The following is an 18,322-nucleotide window of genomic DNA, read 5'->3' on the forward strand; positions in this document are numbered from 1 at the left end:
GCTTGCGGGGCTGCTGCAAGCATCATGCGAAACTGTATGACGCTTGCGGGGCTGCTGCAAGCATCATGCGAAACTGTATGACGCTTGCGGGGCTGCTGCAAGCATCATGCAAAACTGTATGATGCCTTTGTGGGCTGCTGCAAGCATCATACAAAACTGCATAAATGTATCTTGTCGAGGGAGATGAGTGGCGACGGACGAATGGCTCGTTTATTCGACCGCCACTTTGGCCACGACTTTGCGGATGTTCCCTTGTCCGATGCCCGGCGCGTGTCCGTCTTCGGGAAAATAGACGGCGAACTGTCCGGGATACAGTTTCGTGTACGTTGTCGGGAAATCGTAATAGAGTGTGCGGTCTTTTTCGGCGTCGTAGGGTTGGGAGATGATCATCAGCTCGTCGCCGGCTTTCCATCCGATGCTTTCCACGCCGACGATGGGAGTCAGGATGTCGATGTATTTCTCGTGCGTTTCCATTACGGCATCTTGCGGGTCTTTTCCGCGAAGCGTGGAGACGGAGAAGAACAGGCGGGGATCGTCGGTTTCGATTTTCCCGTCTTCTATGTGTGAGAAGTCTGTCTCTTTAAGATAATCGAAGGCCTTTTTGAACAAAGGATGCAACGACTCGACATGTTTCGAGTTCCGTAAAGAATCTACTATCATCATATATCTGTTTTTAGATGGCCGGACAAGCGCAGGCAGCCGCATTCGTCCGGCATTGTTTTCCGCTATTAATAACTGCCGGATGGTCTTTTTTGTTATACGAAGAAATGCAAAATACCCACAAATGATTTTAAAACGGCTCTCGAGGCTTGTTTTCTCTTCCGATTCGGCAGCCTTTTCTTGCCTCTTCACACGGTTTTGGAACGTCGGTGAAAAGGATTACGGCGTTTTTCAGATGATGCCGAATAAATGGAGCCCTGAAAATCGACGGATTACGTTAGGAGAAAAAATTATTTGGGATAATATCGGGTTCATGGATAAAAATCTCGGCTTTTTTATCTATGTTTGTGAAAAAGTAATGAAACAGCAATATGGAAATAAAAGAACAGAAAAACTTTATATTAGTCATCTTCGGAGCATCGGGTGACTTGACATGGCGCAAGCTGATCCCCGCGCTCTACGACATGTATTATCAGAAACTGATGCCCGAGCAATTCGGCATACTCGGTGTGGGACGCGCATCGCTGACCGACGGCGAATTTCGTGACAAAATGGCCGGCGGAGTGAAACAGTTCGCTCCGGCTTCGTTCGTCAACGACGAATCGGTGGAACGTTTCGCCGCGAATTTGCACTATCATACGATGGATACGAACAATCCGACCGACTACGAGGGACTGAAAACACGCCTCGAATCGCTCTCGCAAACGGTCGCGTGCCACGCGAACTACCTTTATTACTTTGCCATACCGCCGTTTATGTATGCCTCGGTGGCGGAATCGTTGCATCACGCGGGGCTGGCCTGTCAGACGGGAGGATGGAAACGACTGATTATCGAAAAACCTTTCGGACACGATTACGCGAGCGCGGTGCAGCTGAATCGCGAATTGCTTCGTTATTTCGACGAAGAACAAATCTACCGTATCGATCATTATCTGGGTAAGGAGACGGTTCAAAACATGCTGGTAACACGTTTCTCGAACAGCATCTTCGAGCCGCTGTGGAACCGGAACTACATCGAATACGTCGAAATTACCTCGTCCGAGGCGTTGGGGGTCGGATCGCGTGCGGGGTATTACGAAACCGCCGGAGCTCTGCGCGATATGCTTCAGAATCACTTGCTCCAGTTGCTGGCCATCGCCGCGATGGAGCCGCCTGTTTCGTCCGACGCCAATGCCATCCGTAACGAGATGCTGAAAGTCTTTCTCTCCCTGCGTCGGATGACCACGGAGCAGGTTCCCGAATACGTGGTGCGCGGCCAGTACACCTCGTCGACGATTCGGGGCGTGGCACAGAAGGCTTACCGCGATGAGAAAGGGGTCGACCCTGCCTCGAAGACGGAAACGTTCGTGGCGATGAAGTGTTTCATCGACAACTGGCGATGGAGCGGAGTACCGTTCTACATCCGTACCGGCAAATGTCTGCCTACGCGCGTCACGGAAGTTGTCGTGCATTTCCGCCCCAATCCGCACCGGATCTTCGCCCGTAAGAACGGCATCGAGAACATCGGGAATCAGCTCGTGATACGCATCCAGCCCGACGAAGGCATTCTGCTCAAGTTCGGGATGAAAGTGCCCGGAGCCGGTTTCCACGTCGATCAGGTCGGTATGGATTTCCGTTACTCGTCGCTCGACGAACGGCATATCCCCGACGCTTACGAACGGCTGTTGTCCGACTGCATGACGGGCGATGCTACCCTCTATCAGCGTGGTGACGCGGTAGAAGCTACGTGGCAGTTTGTGCAGCCCATCCTCGATGCCTGGCACGAAAATCCGGCCATCCCCGTGTATGGTTATCCGGCCGGCTCGTGGGGACCCGAACAAGCCGATGCGTTGCTCGCTGCCGACGGCTACGAGTGGCGCTACCCCTGCAAAAATCTGACATCCGATAACTCTTATTGCGAACTCTGATGACACTGAACAGATATCGTACGGCAGAAGAAACGTGTCTGCATCTGGCCGAATTACTGTCACGCATGGCCGAAAAAGGAGCAACCGTCGCGTTGTCCGGAGGCTCTACCCCGAAACTTCTTTTTCGTACCATCGCAGAAAAATACACGCAAACCGACTGGTCGAAGATACGTTTCTTTTGGGTCGACGAGCGGATGGTGCCGCCAACCGACGACGAGAGTAACTTCGGCGTCTTCCATCGTATCCTGATCGCTTCGGGCATCGTGCCCGAAACATCGGCTTTCCCCGTCCGGTACGACCCCGACGAGCGCCGCTCCCTGTCCATGTACGAGCGGAGCATCCGCGAACAGGTGCCCTTTGCCGACGGTTTCCCGCAGTTCGACTTGATCATCCTCGGCATCGGCGAAGACGGTCATACGGCCTCTATTTTCCCCGATAACTTGTCGCTTTTCGATACGGAGGATGTCGTGGCTTTGGCTACTCATCCGCAGAGCGGACAGCGGCGCGTTACCCTTACCGGTGGCGTGATTAATCGCGCCAAAGAGGTGGTTTTCCTCTGCACCGGAGCGGGTAAGCAGGAGATTCTCGATGAGGTAGTACGCAAAAAGAACCTTACGTTGCCGGCTACGCGCGTCGCGCCGGACGGAAACCTCGTTTACTATCTCGACGAAGCCGCAGCCGGAAAGCTGTAACCCATACGACGGTAAACCGATCATCTATGCACGGGCTGTCCGTGCATAGGTGTACGCATAGTCCGTGCGAGGATGCACGCATGGTTCGTGCGAGGGTGCATGCATACTCCATGCGAGGGTGCACGCATGGTCTAAACCGTTATTCCATCGTCCCCGGATATTCGAACGTTTCGTAAGAGTTTTTTTCTCTTTTTGTAAGTTTTTCATCGCTGATGGGGTATAACCCCGGATTCCGCAATAGAACAAATCATAATGAATTTCATTCAGGCCTTCAGCCCTCCGAACAAGGTTCGGATGTCGATCCCCACCCTTGCGGGATGGGGCTGAAATAATCCGGGCTTTCAGCCCTTGGTTAAATAATTGTCAATGGTTAATTGTCAATTGTTATGCATGGTACACGCTGAACCATGTACCCGGTATAACAATTAACCGAGAGCCCTGAAAGGGCGAGATAATTCAGCCCAATGCGAAGCGTTGGGGAAAAAAGCATCGCATCCCGGCGGAGGGCTGTAAGCCTGACATAATCATTGTCATATATTCGTACGTCCATGATTAATGGTAAATGCCGAACAGTGTATCGCGTAATTTGGTCATAAATCAGACTTTGAACGAGTGCCGTACGTCTAAAAAAACTATCTTTGCCGGAAAACAGATTCAAATAAGGTGACGATATGAAGAAGACGAAGCAGCCCATCGGGAAACTCGGGACGTACGCGTACCAAACAGAAGTGTATTCGCTCGATTTCAGGGGCAGGGTGACCATCCCCACGTTAGGCAACTATCTGTTGCATGCGGCTACATGCCATGCGACTGAGCGTGGCTACGGTTACGACGATATGGAAGCCCGGAATACGGCCTGGGTGCTCTCGCGGCTGGCCATCGAAATCGCCGACGGAACTCGTCTCTCCGAACCGATACGGATCACGACTTGGGTCGAATGTGTGGAGCGAATTTTTACGTACCGATGTTTTGAAATTACGACATCGGGCGGTGAAACGCTCGGTTACGCGCGCTCGGTATGGGCGGCGATCGATAAAACGACACGCCGCCCTGTATCGCTTGTCGAAACAGGATTGTCCGACTATCTGACAGATCGGCCGTGTCCCGTCTCGATATCGGGAAAACCGGCGGCTGCCGAACGGTCGCCCGATGCCCAACCCGTAAACTATACCGTAACATACAGCGATCTTGATATCAACGGCCATTTCAACAGTATCAAATACATAGAGGCGATGCTCGACCTGTTCGATATCGAAATGTATCGTACGCGGTCGGTCGCGCGGTTTGAAATCGCTTTTCTGGCCGAGGGGCGGTATGGCATGGAGCTTGCCCTGTACCGGAAAAGCCTCGGAGACGCACGTTACGCCACCGCCATCTGTCACGAGGGTAAAGCGATCTGTCGCGCTGAAGTAGAATTTCGTTAGTTTATTCAGTTACATAAAAATCAAAGCATCATGAAGAAAATATTCGGATTATTAGTGTTGCCGTTGCTGCTCTCTTTTTCGGAGAAACCGGCCGAGTTGTGTGTGATGACATTCAATATTCGTTACGATCATGCGGGTGACGGCGAAAACGCCTGGCCCCATCGCAAAGAAGTGGCGGCCGAAGTGATCCGTGCGCGCGGTGTCGATCTGCTCGGCACGCAGGAAGTCCTCGCCCATCAGTTGAACGATTTGAAGGAACGGTTGCCGGAATACCGGGCGATCGGCGCCGGACGCGAAGACGGAAAGGAAAAAGGAGAATACAGCGCGATTCTGTATCGTGCCGACCGGTTCGAAGCCATCGACTCCGGGTGGTTCTGGCTGAGCGAAACGCCTGAGGTGGCCGGCTCGAAAGGTTGGGACGGCGCCTGCGAGCGCATGGCTACGTGGGCGATTTTGAAGGAGAAAAAGACGGGACGCGAGCTGTTTTTCATCAATACGCATCTCGACCATGTCGGGAAAGTTGCCCGTCGCGAGGGCGTTGCGCTGTTGCTCCACCGCACCGAGGCCTTGAGGCGCGGTCTGCCGGTAATCCTTACGGGCGATTTCAATGCCACGCCCGATACGGATGTGTTTACCCACGTGACTCAGACATTACGCGACAGCCGCTCCGTTGCGCAAAACGTGACCGGCCTGCGGGGGACGTTTCATAACTTCGGGAGGATTGCCGAAAAAGAACGTCCGCTGATCGATTACGTTTTTCTGACGGACGGTTTCACCGTGCAGACCTATGAAACGCTACCCGAAAAAAAAGACGGCGTCTACCTTTCGGATCATGCCCCTGTGGTCGCTAAACTTGTGTGGAAATAAAACGTTTTTGCTATGAAAAAGTGGTGTTTCTTCCTTATGCTTTTATGCGTATATGCTGGGGCATTGCAAGCCAAAGACGAGTCGATTGCGCTTCGTTTCGATAAAGCGGGACGCTTCCGCATCGCACAGTTTACCGACCTGCATTGGAGCCATCGCTCTCCGAACTGCGCGGCGACCGTCGCGACCATCAAGCATGTACTCGATACCGAAAACCCTCATCTGGCTATTCTGACCGGCGATGTCGTGACCGATGCGCCGGCACGTGAGGCCTGGCAGGCTATTGCCGCCATCTTTGCGGAAGCGAAAATTCCTTTTGCCGTCACCATGGGAAATCACGATGCTGAAGCCGGAATATCACGAGAGGAGATATTTTCTCTGCTGAAAGATGCTCCGTATTTCGTGGGAGAGGAGGGGCCTGCGGACATTCACGGCACAGGGAATGATGTGTTATCCGTTCTGCACGCGCAATCGGCCGATGTTGCCGCGTTGCTCTACTGCTTCGATTCGAACGACTATCCCGCGCAAACGAAATACGGGCATTACGACTGGATTCGTTTCGATCAGATCGAATGGTACAGGCAGACGAGCCGACATTATACGCAAACGAACGGAGGCGTGCCGTTGCCCGCGCTGGCTTTCTTTCATATCCCGCTCCCCGAGTACGATCACGTGGAGGGACGCCATACGACGCTCGGGACGAAAGGAGAGGGGAACGCTTCTCCTAAAATCAATTCGGGACTTTTTGCCTCACTCGTTGAGATGAGGGACGTCATGGGGGTATTTGCCGGGCATGATCACGACAACGATTTTATCGGGATCGAGTACGACATCGCCTTGGCTTTCGGACGGGTCACGGGGGCGGATGCGTACGGCAAACTCGAACGCGGTGCGCGGATCATCGAGTTGTATCAGGACAAGTTCCGGTTCGATACGTGGATTCGTACCCCGTCGGGGAAAGAGCAGCTTTATTATTTCCCTTCGGGACTTTCGGCAGCCGACGAAACGGGTATGCAGTACCTGCCGGCACGGGAAGGCGCTCCTACGAAACAGGGCGTGAGCTATACCTATTATGAAGGCGATTTCCAATCGACGCATGAGATGACGCAGAGCGAACCGGTTGCGAAAGGAACGATGCCTACGCTCTCGATTCGTGAAGCCCCGCGCGAAGATTACTTCGGCTACGAGTTCCGGACATGGGTCAATGTTCCCGAACGAGGGGTCTATCGTTTCTATACGTTCTCCGACGACGGATCGCGCCTGCTCATCGACGGACATGAAGTCGTCGATAACGACGGCTCCGGCAGTCCGCGGCGGAAGGAGGGCAAGATCGCGTTGGAGGCGGGATGGCATGAATTGAAAGTGCTCTATTTCGAAAGTTATATGGGGCAGGTGCTGGAAGTCGGCTTTTCGAGCAAAGATATCCGCGAAACGACTTTGCCCGAAAGCATGCTTTTTATCCCGGATTAACGCCTTGTATTCCATTTGTATGGGCGTGAAAGCCGGGGGGATGTTACCGAAATTGAAGATTATCGTGTAAATTTGCGCCCTTATTTTTGGAAAGGAAGGGATGGAGATAGAAACAAAAAAACATACGGGCGATCGCCGGTTATATATTGAAACATACGGATGCCAGATGAATGTGGCAGATAGTGAGGTCGTGGCTTCGGTCATGCAGACCGATGGATACGAACTGACGAACGATATTCATGAGGCGGACGCGATTTTCGTCAATACCTGTTCGGTGCGCGACAATGCCGAACAACGTGTCGTCGGGCGATTGCAATATTTTCAGTCGTTGCGCAAGCAAAAGAAACATCTGATTATCGGGGTACTCGGTTGTATGGCCGAGCGTGTGAAAGAAGAGCTGGTACATCAGCACGGTGCTGATCTGGTGGCCGGTCCCGATTCGTACATGGATTTGCCGAACCTTGTCGGAGCCGTTGAGCGGGGAGAGAAGGCGGTCCATGTCGAACTGTCGACGCAGGAGACGTATCGCGACGTGATACCGCTCAAGATGGCGGGCGTGCACGTGACCGGCTTCGTCTCCATCATGCGAGGCTGCAATAACTTCTGCTCCTACTGCATCGTACCTTACACCCGCGGGCGGGAGAGAAGCCGCGACATCGACAGCATTCTGAACGAGATACGCGACATGCGGCAGAAAGGTTACAAAGACGTGACGCTGCTCGGGCAAAACGTTAACTCGTACCGTTACGAGACGCCCGATGGCGAAGTCATCGGTTTTCCGCAACTCCTCGACCGGGTCGCGGCGGAGGTGCCCGAGATGCGCATCCGTTTTATGACTTCGCACCCGAAAGATATGAGCGACGAGATGCTTCACGTCATGGCCACGCACAAAAACATCTGCAAGTTTATTCATTTGCCGGCACAGTCGGGCAGTTCGCGTATGCTGGCCGTGATGAATCGTAAATACACACGCGAGTGGTACCTCGACCGTATCGCCGCCATACGCCGCATTCTGCCGGAGTGCGCCATCTCGACCGATCTCTTCTGCGGCTATCATTCCGAAACAGAAGAAGACTACGAAGAAACCTTGTCGCTGATGCGCGAAGTAGGCTATGACTCGGCCTTTATGTTCAAATATTCCGAGCGGCCGGGCACCTATGCCGCCAAGCATCTCCCCGACGATGTGCCGGAAGAAGTTAAGGTCAGACGATTGCAGGGGATGATCGACTTGCAGAATCAACTCTCGGAAGCGAGCAATCGCCGCGACATCGGGAAAACGTTCGAGGTGCTTGTGGAAGGGTTCTCCAAACGGTCGCGCGACCGCCTGTTCGGACATACGGAACACAACAAAGTCGTAATTTTCGATAAGGGTACACACCGCATCGGCCAGTATGTGAACGTGCGTATCGAAGACGCTACCTCGGCTACGCTCTTGGGACAGGCTGTCGACGACTGACGAATCAGTCTTAAATAAAAGAACACGAATCCGCAAGTTGGGATACCTGTCAAAGAAAAAGAGCAAGCAACCGGATGTTGCCTGCTCTTTTTCACAAATTACTCAACGATTAATAAAACGATTTTTACTTCCACAGATCGTTCTGAACGAGGTAAGGCTTACCGTTTTCGTCCACTCCTTTATCTTTAATCTGGGCGTCGGGCACAAAGAAATACACTTTATCGAAGGTTGTCGATGCCGAAACGAACTTCGAAAGGTATTGTTTCTCATACGTTACGTAGGCCGAAGTTTCTTTCTTCATCACTTCTTTTCCCCACCGTGCATAGTCGTACCAGCGTTGTCCTTCCATGGCCAGTTCCAGCTTGCGTTCGAAGCGGATGGCGGCGATACACGTATTCTTGTCCGTAAACGCGGCGTGAGTAGACGGATACGTTTTAACTACATATTTCTGTCCGTTTCCGTCGGGGAATTGAATGATATTCGCCTCGTTGCCGGCACGTGTACGGATTTTGTTCACTTGCTCCATGGCAGCCGCCAATTCTCCGTCGTTGGCCAGACATTCGGCGTAAAGCAGAATCATATCGCGTACCGAGAGGTACTGCATGTTCAAGGCAACGGCCGGTGCCCAGCCTGCGTATCGGCTGCGCGAAGCAAGCCCCGCCTCTTCTTCGGCTTTCGTCCATACGTGTTTCTTAGGCAGGAAGATCCCGCCATTTCCTTTGTCACGGATTCCGTAACCGTCTTTAAAGCAAATCCCCCAGTCTTTAAACGGAACGCCCTGACGCCCTACGGCGAAGTCGAGACGCGGGTCTACGGCGATCGTGAAGTCATTCTTAAATTGACTGCCGGCCGGCGCGCTTCCGTCGAACACCGACACGCTGGGTTTGCTGCGATAAGAATAGTCGAGATACGGCAATCCGTCGGCATCGACTTGATACGAGTTGACGAGGTCGTACGAGGGCTGGAAGAATCCGCAGCAACCGCCCGGCGCGCTGTCGTCCACATTGTGCGGGAAGTTCAGCGAATAGCCCGGCAATCCGTTGTCATTGGCGTCGACCGAATGCTGCACAGCGAAGATCGATTCTTTGCCGTTATCCGTAAAGGCGTTGAAGTTGTTGTTCAGGTTATCTTCCAGCCCGTACTTCAATCCGTTCGATGTCTGTCCGTTGGCCAACAGATCGGCTAAGACCGGTTTGGCTTCTGCCATTTTGCCTTGCTGCATCAGCATCTTTGCTTTCAACGCTTTGGCAGCCCATACATTCACGCGTCCGACTTCGCCCTGTTTCTCGGGCAATAACGAAATGGCCTGATCGATTTCGGCCATGATGTTCGGATAGATATCCGTACCGTTGTATACTTTCGGGTCATTTTCTTCGTTGTCCCAAGGTACCCAAGCCAGCGAAGAGGGCCCCATTAGTTTTACGCCTTCAAAGTAATACAGCGAACGCAGGAAGAACAACTCGCCTTCGCGCGATTTGGCGACTTCCGGAGCCATATCTTTCGCTTTCTTCAATGTTCTCAAGGCAATATTACACCGCTGCACACCTTTGTAGGTCCAGTCCCATTTTTGCTTTACATAGCTGTTCGTCGTAAGCGGGGCATACGTTTCTATTTCGTTGACAACCGACTGGTCGCCGGCCGACGAACCCTTGTTGGCATCGCCTCCGATGATACTGCCGAACACCCAGTTGAAGGGGGTCGCTCCCCAGCCGTTCTCCGTCAGGTTCGCATACGCGTTTGTGGTCAGCAGCTCTACCCCTTGCGCGTTTTCTAACGTACCCTGAGAGATGCTTCCTTGGGGATCTTTGTAAAGAAAATCTTCGCCGCACGAAGTCATCCCCAGAACCGCGGCTGTCAGACTGATGGTATATATAATTCGTTTCATGATGTTATTTTTTAAGATGATACAAATAGATCAGAAGACCAGATTGACACCAAAGATAAATTTGATACTGCTTGGAATAGCACCCGCGTCAATTCCTTTTTCCAAATCGCCGCCCGAGGCTGTTTTGTTCCGGTTCGTTACTTCAGGGTCGATTCCCTTATAGCCCGTAATCGTCAGCAGATTTTCGGCCTGAACGTAGAAGCGCAGGTTCTCGATCGTCGCTTTCCGGAGCCAGTTTTTCGGAAGGGTATAACCCAGCGTAATGTTCTTCATCCGTGCGTACGTTCCGTCTTCCACATAGTACGAGTTCGCGTTCGTTCCCGATTTGTTGTCTTGTTTGTCCAGAATCGGCAGGATGGCATTCTTCTTGCCCGGCTCCCACGAGAGATCGCGCATACGGCTGGAACGGTTTCCGTTAAACATCCAGAAGTCGGTAAAATATTTTGTTACGTTGAAAATCTCGTTTCCGACACAGGCATACCAGAACATTGAAAAATCAAAGCCTTTGTATCCCAATCCGACATTCAATCCCGTCGTGAAGTCGGGATGCGGCGATCCGAGCACATCGCGGTCGTCAGTCGTAATCTTACCGTCGCCGTCCACATCATGATATTTGAATTTACCGATATATGTTTTGGGATCAAATTTCCCGGCCGTTTCACCCAGCGGAGTCAATGCGTTTACTTCTTCGGCCGATTCATAGAATCCGTTGATTTTATATCCGTAAAACTCGCTGATCGGATGCCCTTTCGTCGTACGGGATATGGGACCTGAAATTCGGTCGAAATAGCTGTATTTCGCGGCCTTGTCCGAGACGCCGATTTTCAGGACTTCGTTCTTATAGGCTGAAACGTTCAGATTCACATTCCATGAAAGGTCTCCGCTTCTGTCCTGATAGTTGAGCATAAAATCGACTCCCGTATTCTTCATATCGCCGATATTGATATACGGTTTGTCCGCTCCTCCGGCTAAACTTGAATAAACGGCTTCTACGAGCATATCCGTACTTTTCTTATACCACCATTCTACGTTGGTCGAGAATTTACCGCCGAGGAAAGTCGCATCCAACCCGATATTCGTCGTTTCTACACGCTCCCACTTCGTATCCGGGTTGCCGATTGTTCCCATCCGGTAACCCAACTGCGTAGATATTTGTTTGCCTGTAAAGTCATAATTCGTACGGCTCGGGTCTGTCGAAAAATATGAGGCAAAATTGGTAGCTCTCGGGAAGGTCGAGTTACCGGCCTGTCCGTATCCGACACGCAGCTTCAGGTCGTCGAGCCATTCGAAATCATTCATAAACTCTTCGGAAGAAACGCGCCATGCGGCCGAAAGAGACGGGAACGTTCCGTAACGGTTCGATTTCGAGAAACGCGATACGCCGTCGCGACGTACCGTTGCCGTCAACAAATATTTATCGGCAAACGAGTAGTTGGCACGCCCGAAGATACCGAACGAAGCAAATTCGCCTCTGTAGTCGGATTCCGCATTACGGAAATCGTTGTATTCGCCCATATTCAACGTCCAAGTGCTGATGTTATCTTCGTACAGATAATTCCGGCGATAGCCAGACATACTGCGTCCCAGTCCGTCGCGAACGGCTTCGGTTCCTACCAATAAGTTGAGTTTGTGCACCTCGTTGAACGTCCGGTCGAATGTCAACGTATTCGTCCATACCCACCGGAAATTAAACCCGGCCTCTTCGGTCAGTCCGTTCACACCGGGGGTTTCGGAGAATTCTAAATTTTTCTTCGACATACTGTAACTGTAATTTCCGGTATAGTCGATACCGAAACTGGTATGGAATGTCAGGTCTTTCATCAAATCGACTTCCCCCCAGATATTTCCGAAGATACGGGTATTAGACCAGTAATTGTCTTTGTTCCGGATAGCCGCGGCCACCGGATTTTCGAAGTTTCCGGTACCGGCGATTTTCGATCCGGCGAAATGTCCCTGTATATCATATACCGGCACCCACGGCGAAGCGCGATACGTCCACGAATAAGGAGTATTTTGCTCGGAGTTTTCATTCAGACCGTTATCTTTTGTCCATGCGTACGTCAGGTTTTCCCCCACGCGTAACCAGTCGCGTACGTTGTACGACGTATTGGCGCGGATCTGATAACGACGGAAATATTGGTGGATCACCGTTCCTTCCTGATCGTAATAGTTGGCCGAGAACAGGTAGGAACCGTGGTTCGAACCGCCCTGCAAGGAGAGTTGATGGTTCTGAATCATACCGGTACGGCTTAACTCGTCCCACCAGTCTGTTCCCTGCGCATCCCAGGGAACCATTTGATTGCCCGGATAGCTGTAATCGGCCGGGTTCAACTGCTGGCCTCGTGCTCCTTCTGTTGAAAGATAATTCGGGATTGAAGGTGTTGCGCCGGTGCCGAATTGCTCGTGCGAAGGAAGGTCATTGCTTCCTCTAAGCTTATAGCCGCCGGCTTGTGCCGCCCATTCCACGTTCAGGCGGTCGGTGGCGTTCAGAACATCATACTTCTTGCCGGTCATCGAGCCGCCGAAGTATCCGTCGTACGTCAATTTCGGACGCTGGCCGGTTTTCAATCCTTTTTTTGTGGTGATGAGGATGACCCCGTTCGAAGCCTCTGCTCCGTAGATCGCGGCCGAAGAAGCGTCTTTCAGCACCTGCATGCTCTCGATGTCGTTCGGGTTGATGCTGTTGAGGTTCTGGTTACGGGTGGACACTCCGTCGATCACATAAAGCGGCCCGTTGTCGTTGACCGTACCGATACCGCGGATACGTACCATCGACTTCGAGCCGGGCGAACCGGTGGAGCCGATCACCACGCCGGCAGCGCGTCCTTGCAATTGCTGCGTAGCCGAGGCGGCGGGTGTTTTCAACATTTCGTCTGCGTCTACCACAGCCACCGAGCCGGTGATGTCTTTCTTCTGCTGCGTGCCGTATCCTACGACAACGACTTCCTGCAATTTTTGTGTGTCTTCTTTCAGTACGATCCTCGACAGATTGGCTGATGAGGAGTGTGTCTGAGAAATAAAACCGATGTAGGAGAACGTCAATTGTGCTCCCGCCGGTACTTCGAGCGTAAATTTACCGTCAATGTCGGTGATCGTTCCCGTCGTTGTGCCGGAAACGGACACGTTCACTCCCAACAAAGGGATGCCTTGTTCATCTACGACCGTTCCTGAAACGGTTCTCGACTGCTGCGTAACGGCAACAGTCACATTCTCTGCATACGACGGAAGGGTAGGTGCGCCTGTTGCAAGCAACAGGCCGCATGCCATACCGACTCCGTGTTTCAATACTGATTGCTTGTGCATCATGATAGAAAATGAAAAGATTAATTAAAGATTGTGTTTGTTATTTGTATTGTCTGAAAAAGACGATTGGCGACTTTGCTTCCGTAAAAACGCTTTTTTAAAAAAGGAAAACCACGAGTCGTCTTTTTTGGTAAGACGGTTCAAAGTAAAGCATATTTTTTTAAAAAGTGGTACTTTTTTGAAAAGTAAAATCTATGTTATTAAACATGATTTTTCTCATCTCACCGAATAAAAAGTCATAAGGTGTTATATCTTTGCAACTTCAAACAAACAGGCAAGAGAAATAAAATGGAGTCATTGCAAGATTATACCTCGCTGTTTTCGCTCAGGGATATGATCGAATATGCGGGAACGATTGTTTTTGCCATCAGCGGTATCCGCTTGGCGGCGGCGAAAGAGTTCGACTGGTTCGGGGCATTTGTGGTGGGGCTCGTTACCGCTATCGGTGGCGGAACATTGCGCGATTTGCTACTCGATGTCACTCCGTTCTGGATGCTGAGTCCCTCGTACATGTACTGTACGTTGTTGGGGATGGTGATTGTACTTATTTTCAGCAAGCAATTGGTACGGCTGGACACGCCGTTCTTTATCTTCGACGCGATCGGTCTGGCGCTCTTCGTCGTCATCGGCGTAGAGAAGACGCTCGAACTGAATTATCCGTTCTGGGTGGCTATTACGATGGGTACGATTACAGGGATCGCCGGCGGAGTGGTACGCGATATTTTTATCAACGAAACGCCGCTCGTCTTTCGGCAGGAGGTCTATGCGCTGGCCTGCGTGATGGGGGGAGTTGTGTTTGCGCTTTGCATGACGTTCGGTTACAGCAATGAAGTATGCGAACTGCTTTCGGCCGGCACGATCTTGTTGATGCGCGTACTTGCCGTCAAATACCACTGGAAGCTCCCCAAAATGAAACATTGACTCCGTGTCTGTGACGGAACAGCAAGTAAAACGGAAGCTTTGCGGGTGTTTCCAAGTGTCGAATGGTTGGATGGTTGAACATATCGGCTGACAGCAGCGGGGGAGAATAATTCAGCCCAAAGCGAAGCGTTGGGGAAAAAGGCATCGTACCCGGCATAACCATTAACTATTGACCATTGCCCATTAAATAATGGTACCCGCCGAACAGTGTATCGCGTAATTTGGGTTTAACATCAAATTTCAGGACAGGACACTAAAAAGTCGTTTGTTCCGGCCCCCTACTGCTTGCGCCGAAGGGGCGTGCGTGTCGTGCGGGGAACGCATTTTCAACCGGCCGCGATGGTTCGATCTGCCGGCCGGAACGGATCGCTGCGCAAACAAATCCTTGCCGGAGCACCCGACGCCGAAATCCGCGCGAAATATCTCCTCTACTCGGACTATCCGAAAGGGGAGTGAGGTAATCAAAACGAATATTTCAGGCTGACGTTGCTCTTCGGAAGTACTAATTTGCCCTTCGGAAGTACTAATTTCTACTTCGGAGGTTCAATTTTGCTCTTCGGAAGTACTAATTTGCCCTTCGGAAGTACTAATTTCTACTTCGGAGGTACTAATTTGCTCTTCGGAGGTACTAATTTGCTCTTCGGAAGTACTAATTTCTACTTCGGAAGTACTAATTTCTACTTCGGAGGTACTAATTTGCCCTTCGGAAGTACTAATTTCTACTTCGGAGGTACTAATTTGCTCTTCGGAAGTCCAATTTTGCTCTTCGGAAGTTCAACGATGCTCTTCGGTTTAAAGTTGTTTTACTAAAAAAATGAACTGTCATGGCAACAACCGAAAAAAACAAAGTAATGGTGGAATTGTACGACCTTTCCATTACGAACCGGAAAGATGACTGTTTCGGTCGAGTCGTAAGGAGCAAAACGCTCAATGAAGACGATCCGTCGAAGATAACGTTTATCGTACCCGCCGCCCCCGGCGATTACCGTATCGTCCTGACGACGCAGTTTTCGGGGACTAAAAACATGCCGAAAGAACCTCGTATCTGTGAGTTCGAGTATATGTTGAATGTATAAATCGAATCGGTATTAGGCTGTCGGGCGATTGTAAGAGGGTATGCCCAAACATTACGTTTTGAGACATACCCTCTCTTTCTATGGGCGCGTATGTATCGTCGTCCTTATGGTTTCACCATCGTGCAGGTATATTTCTGCGCGTTGGAGAGCGACAGGGTGATCTTATACGTACCGGCGTTGACGGCGATGTTGGCACCGCCGAGGGTCAGATTCTCCGGATCGCCGCCGAGATTGATGTCCCACGTATCGTTGGCGCGGAACTTCAGCTCTCCGTCTTTCAGGGTGGCGGTGATCGAATATTCGCTTTTGGCGGCATCGAACGTCATCGGCGTAGAAGTGTTCCAATCGCCGTCCGTTGCGCTGCCGATCAGTCCGAAGGTTTTGATGAGCACGGCCGACCACGTGAGCGACGAGATGTTCGCCTTCAGCAGATAGAAGCCTTTTTCGGCTTTCAGGTTGCCTGCCTCGCCATCGGTCGAGAGGGTTCCGTCTTTCGTTCCGGCGCCGTAGTTGGTGCCGTCCCAACTTTTTTCGGACGTAAACTTAAACTCGCCGTCGAGCGATACGAAGCCGCTGTAGTTCATGAAATCGGTCGAATGAACGAAAGGAGCCGTTGCCGGCGACCATCCCTGATGATTGCCCGGCACGTAGAGGAACGGACTGACGTTGCCCAGTACGGTGACTTTATACGTGTAATCGAGCATATTGAGTTCGATTTTCACCCATCCGCCGTCTTTGATCTTCATGGCGTTACCGTTGACCACGAGTTTGCCGGAGGTCGATTCGTCGCCATCGACGGCACAGCCCAGTACGCCCTCGCCCCATACATTTTCCGCCTCGCCTTTTGTAAAGGCATCGACGCGTGTTTGCGGGATGACTTTCCAGTAGCAGTTTTCCGGCACTTTGAGTATCATTGAGAAGACGGGATTCTCGTACACGTCGCCGCTTTGATTCAGTTTGATGAGCTTCGACACATCGTCGGCCTTCCAATCGTTCATATTCCCGATCAGGTAATACGCCTTATCGATAAAAGGTGCTTTCGGCTTGACGGCCAATGTCAGCGCCACACTGTCCGAACGGAGTGTCTGTCCGCCCAAAGCGAGGAGGGCATACAATCGTGCGTTGAGGGTACGCAGTTCGGGACGCCTGCCGTAGATCGAAACGATCGAATCCTGCAACGCGCTTGTTTTCACCTGTCCCAAACTGTCGACTTCGAGTGTAACCTGTTCGTTCAGATACAAGGCGTATCCTTTCACTCGTCCTGCGGTGAGTGTCGGCTTCGTAATCGAGCAGACTTTCACTTTCTCCGATGTCACGGTGTTCAGGTCGATGGCTTCGACCTTCTCGGCCTTGAAGCCGATCGTCTTGGCTTGTTCCTGCTCCCATTGCTGAGGAGCAGCTACATCACTGTTAAAATCTTCCGTGCATGCCGTGAGGATAAAAACCGAACACAGCATCATATAGATTGACCACTTTTTCATATCCGTATAGTTTATCATTTCACTTTACATTTATTCATAACGTCCCTTACCGGTCATAAAGTTCAGGTAAGCGCGTTTGCCTGCCGGCTGCGCGTAACGTTCCTGATCGTCGCCCGAGCCGCGGTAAGCGATTTTTCCGTCGGCAAAGACGATAAATTCGGAGTGCCACCAGTCTTCGTCGGCAATCTTCACACACATGCGTACTTCGGCCGTATTGCTGAACGGAGGAGACACGAAGTCGCCTTTGGCATCGGCCGGCACGGTAAAGAGGTTCTCATCGAGGATTTCCCATTTGCCTTCGTGAGCCACCCCGCCGATCAGATAGACGTTCGGTTTTTCGAACGCGACGGTATATTTCAGGTTACGTCCTTCGACGGCCGTTTTGATGACGACAAGGTACCATCCGGCCTGCGCTACCTTAAGGTTACCTCCGGCGTCGGAAAGGCCCGCATTGGCATGGTCTTCGAGTGTGGCCGAACCGCCGAATTCCTGACCGTCCCAGCTTTTCTCGATGTTGAATTTCATCTCCGCGTCCTTTTCGAAGTAGAGGATACGCCAGAACGTACCGTTCTTGGCCCAGGTAGGTACCATCTCCATGGCATCTTCCCATTTCCAGTCGCCGATCGTACTGCCGACGATGTTCATCGTCTTGGGCAGGACAATGGGGCTGAGTGCAAACTTCGTTCGCGTACGGAGCGTAGCCACATTGGAGAAGATTTCGCCTTTGCCGTTCGTTAACGCCGCCTTGAGTCGAACATACAGTTTCGAAGTAAGCGGGAAGCGGTCTTCCGTGATTCCCTTCTCCAGTGCCAGCGTAGTTTGTGCCACGGCGATTTCGGCCGCATCGATGGCCATCTTGGCCGTTGTGTATGTCGTGGCCAGCGTGGCGAACTTCCCTTCGGTCGTAAAGTCGTTGTCGAGCGATACCTGTACGGAATAGACCGTAGCGGCCGTGAAGCCGTAGTCGGGTTGCGAGCAGGTAAGCTCTACGGACGACGAGTTTTCCAGATCGTACACGGCGCCCTCGGCGTAGGCCGGTGTGTTCAGGACGAATTTCGTCGGGTTCTGCAACGTCGGGTTGGAGTTGCGGTCGTCGTCGCACGAAGCAAAAACGAACGATAACCCGGCCAGCAGCATGACTGCTATTTTATTTCTATTTTTCATCATGATCTTTATCTGTTTG

General features: G+C 51.8%; 15 protein-coding genes. 9 read left to right on the top strand and 6 right to left on the bottom strand.

Annotation, left to right across the window (positions count from 1 at the left end; genetic code table 11):
- Positions 1-210 precede the first annotated feature (210 nt).
- The gene (locus EII41_RS07080; protein WP_124751756.1) at positions 211-660 is read right to left on the bottom strand and encodes a YhcH/YjgK/YiaL family protein; all 450 of its coding nucleotides are present in this window, start codon (positions 658-660) and stop codon (positions 211-213) included.
- 371 nt (positions 661-1,031) lie between these two features.
- Between EII41_RS07080 and zwf the strand changes: the two genes are divergently transcribed.
- Positions 1,032-2,567, top strand: a complete 1,536-nt coding sequence (gene zwf, locus EII41_RS07085) for a glucose-6-phosphate dehydrogenase (RefSeq protein ID WP_124790020.1) — start codon at positions 1,032-1,034, stop codon at positions 2,565-2,567.
- Entirely contained in the window at positions 2,567-3,259 is a 693-nt protein-coding gene (gene pgl, locus EII41_RS07090; protein ID WP_124790021.1) for a 6-phosphogluconolactonase, read from the top strand. The genes zwf and pgl overlap by 1 nt, the downstream gene beginning before the upstream one ends.
- 24 nt (positions 3,260-3,283) lie before the next feature.
- Here the strand turns inward: pgl and EII41_RS07095 are convergent, their stop codons facing one another.
- On the bottom strand, positions 3,284-3,466 hold the full coding sequence (locus EII41_RS07095) for a hypothetical protein (protein WP_124790022.1): 183 nt from the start codon (positions 3,464-3,466) through the stop codon (positions 3,284-3,286).
- A 464-nt stretch (positions 3,467-3,930) separates the two neighbouring features.
- On the opposite strand from EII41_RS07095, the gene EII41_RS07100 reads away from it, so the two are divergent.
- The 4 genes from EII41_RS07100 to miaB all read left to right on the top strand — a co-directional run bounded on the left by EII41_RS07100 (position 3,931) and on the right by miaB (position 8,473).
- Positions 3,931-4,683: an acyl-[acyl-carrier-protein] thioesterase gene (locus EII41_RS07100; protein ID WP_124790023.1), complete on the top strand. Its 753-nt coding sequence runs from the start codon at positions 3,931-3,933 to the stop codon at positions 4,681-4,683.
- A gap of 30 nt (positions 4,684-4,713) precedes the next feature.
- Positions 4,714-5,550, top strand: a complete 837-nt coding sequence (locus tag EII41_RS07105; protein ID WP_124790024.1) for an endonuclease/exonuclease/phosphatase family protein — start codon at positions 4,714-4,716, stop codon at positions 5,548-5,550.
- 12 nt (positions 5,551-5,562) lie between these two features.
- Positions 5,563-7,017: a metallophosphoesterase gene (locus EII41_RS07110; protein ID WP_124790025.1), complete on the top strand. Its 1,455-nt coding sequence runs from the start codon at positions 5,563-5,565 to the stop codon at positions 7,015-7,017.
- A gap of 100 nt (positions 7,018-7,117) precedes the next feature.
- Positions 7,118-8,473: a tRNA (N6-isopentenyl adenosine(37)-C2)-methylthiotransferase MiaB gene (gene miaB / locus EII41_RS07115; protein WP_124790026.1), complete on the top strand. Its 1,356-nt coding sequence runs from the start codon at positions 7,118-7,120 to the stop codon at positions 8,471-8,473.
- A gap of 124 nt (positions 8,474-8,597) precedes the next feature.
- Here miaB and EII41_RS07120 read toward each other — a convergent pair whose 3' ends face one another.
- Complete coding sequence (locus EII41_RS07120; RefSeq protein WP_124790027.1) at positions 8,598-10,358, bottom strand: RagB/SusD family nutrient uptake outer membrane protein; 1,761 nt, start codon at positions 10,356-10,358, stop codon at positions 8,598-8,600.
- 30 nt (positions 10,359-10,388) lie between these two features.
- The gene (locus tag EII41_RS07125) at positions 10,389-13,664 is read right to left on the bottom strand and encodes a SusC/RagA family TonB-linked outer membrane protein (protein WP_124790028.1); all 3,276 of its coding nucleotides are present in this window, start codon (positions 13,662-13,664) and stop codon (positions 10,389-10,391) included.
- Between the two features lie 285 nt (positions 13,665-13,949).
- Here EII41_RS07125 and EII41_RS07130 point away from each other — a divergent pair, with 285 nt between their 5' ends.
- From EII41_RS07130 to EII41_RS14140, 3 genes are all read left to right on the top strand, one after another.
- Positions 13,950-14,582 (top strand): trimeric intracellular cation channel family protein, encoded by a 633-nt coding sequence (locus EII41_RS07130; RefSeq protein ID WP_124751742.1) that lies wholly within the window; start codon positions 13,950-13,952, stop codon positions 14,580-14,582.
- Positions 14,583-14,882: 300 nt separating this feature from the next.
- A complete protein-coding gene (locus EII41_RS14135) occupies positions 14,883-15,038 on the top strand; it encodes a hypothetical protein (protein WP_185711859.1) in 156 nt (51 codons plus the stop codon).
- 368 nt (positions 15,039-15,406) lie between these two features.
- Positions 15,407-15,658 carry a DUF4469 domain-containing protein gene (locus EII41_RS14140; RefSeq protein WP_185711860.1) on the top strand — a complete coding sequence of 84 codons (252 nt, stop codon included), beginning with the start codon at positions 15,407-15,409 and terminating at the stop codon, positions 15,656-15,658.
- A gap of 104 nt (positions 15,659-15,762) precedes the next feature.
- Here the strand turns inward: EII41_RS14140 and EII41_RS07140 are convergent, their stop codons facing one another.
- Both EII41_RS07140 and EII41_RS07145 read right to left on the bottom strand, forming a co-directional pair.
- Positions 15,763-17,139, bottom strand: coding sequence for a SusF/SusE family outer membrane protein (locus EII41_RS07140; protein WP_185711861.1), 1,377 nt, complete (start codon positions 17,137-17,139; stop codon positions 15,763-15,765).
- A gap of 30 nt (positions 17,140-17,169) precedes the next feature.
- Positions 17,170-18,306 (bottom strand): SusF/SusE family outer membrane protein, encoded by a 1,137-nt coding sequence (locus tag EII41_RS07145; RefSeq protein ID WP_260425515.1) that lies wholly within the window; start codon positions 18,304-18,306, stop codon positions 17,170-17,172.
- Between the last annotated feature and the right edge of the window lie 16 nt (positions 18,307-18,322).

The sequence above is a fragment of the Tannerella forsythia genome, assembly GCF_003860135.1.
Lineage (GTDB): Bacteria > Bacteroidota > Bacteroidia > Bacteroidales > Tannerellaceae > Tannerella > Tannerella forsythia_A.

What these genes read in the sequence shown, in the direction of transcription:
- EII41_RS07080 (WP_124751756.1), bottom strand. Translation starts at nt 660, where the DNA reads ATGATAGTAGATTCTTTACGGAACTCGAAACATGTCGAGTCGTTGCAT.
- zwf (WP_124790020.1), top strand. Translation starts at nt 1,032, where the DNA reads ATGGAAATAAAAGAACAGAAAAACTTTATATTAGTCATCTTCGGAGCA.
- pgl (WP_124790021.1), top strand. Translation starts at nt 2,567, where the DNA reads ATGACACTGAACAGATATCGTACGGCAGAAGAAACGTGTCTGCATCTG.
- EII41_RS07095 (WP_124790022.1), bottom strand. Translation starts at nt 3,466, where the DNA reads ATGAAAAACTTACAAAAAGAGAAAAAAACTCTTACGAAACGTTCGAAT.
- EII41_RS07100 (WP_124790023.1), top strand. Translation starts at nt 3,931, where the DNA reads ATGAAGAAGACGAAGCAGCCCATCGGGAAACTCGGGACGTACGCGTAC.
- EII41_RS07105 (WP_124790024.1), top strand. Translation starts at nt 4,714, where the DNA reads ATGAAGAAAATATTCGGATTATTAGTGTTGCCGTTGCTGCTCTCTTTT.
- EII41_RS07110 (WP_124790025.1), top strand. Translation starts at nt 5,563, where the DNA reads ATGAAAAAGTGGTGTTTCTTCCTTATGCTTTTATGCGTATATGCTGGG.
- miaB (WP_124790026.1), top strand. Translation starts at nt 7,118, where the DNA reads ATGGAGATAGAAACAAAAAAACATACGGGCGATCGCCGGTTATATATT.
- EII41_RS07120 (WP_124790027.1), bottom strand. Translation starts at nt 10,358, where the DNA reads ATGAAACGAATTATATATACCATCAGTCTGACAGCCGCGGTTCTGGGG.
- EII41_RS07125 (WP_124790028.1), bottom strand. Translation starts at nt 13,664, where the DNA reads ATGATGCACAAGCAATCAGTATTGAAACACGGAGTCGGTATGGCATGC.
- EII41_RS07130 (WP_124751742.1), top strand. Translation starts at nt 13,950, where the DNA reads ATGGAGTCATTGCAAGATTATACCTCGCTGTTTTCGCTCAGGGATATG.
- EII41_RS14140 (WP_185711860.1), top strand. Translation starts at nt 15,407, where the DNA reads ATGGCAACAACCGAAAAAAACAAAGTAATGGTGGAATTGTACGACCTT.
- EII41_RS07140 (WP_185711861.1), bottom strand. Translation starts at nt 17,139, where the DNA reads ATGAAAAAGTGGTCAATCTATATGATGCTGTGTTCGGTTTTTATCCTC.
- EII41_RS07145 (WP_260425515.1), bottom strand. Translation starts at nt 18,306, where the DNA reads ATGATGAAAAATAGAAATAAAATAGCAGTCATGCTGCTGGCCGGGTTA.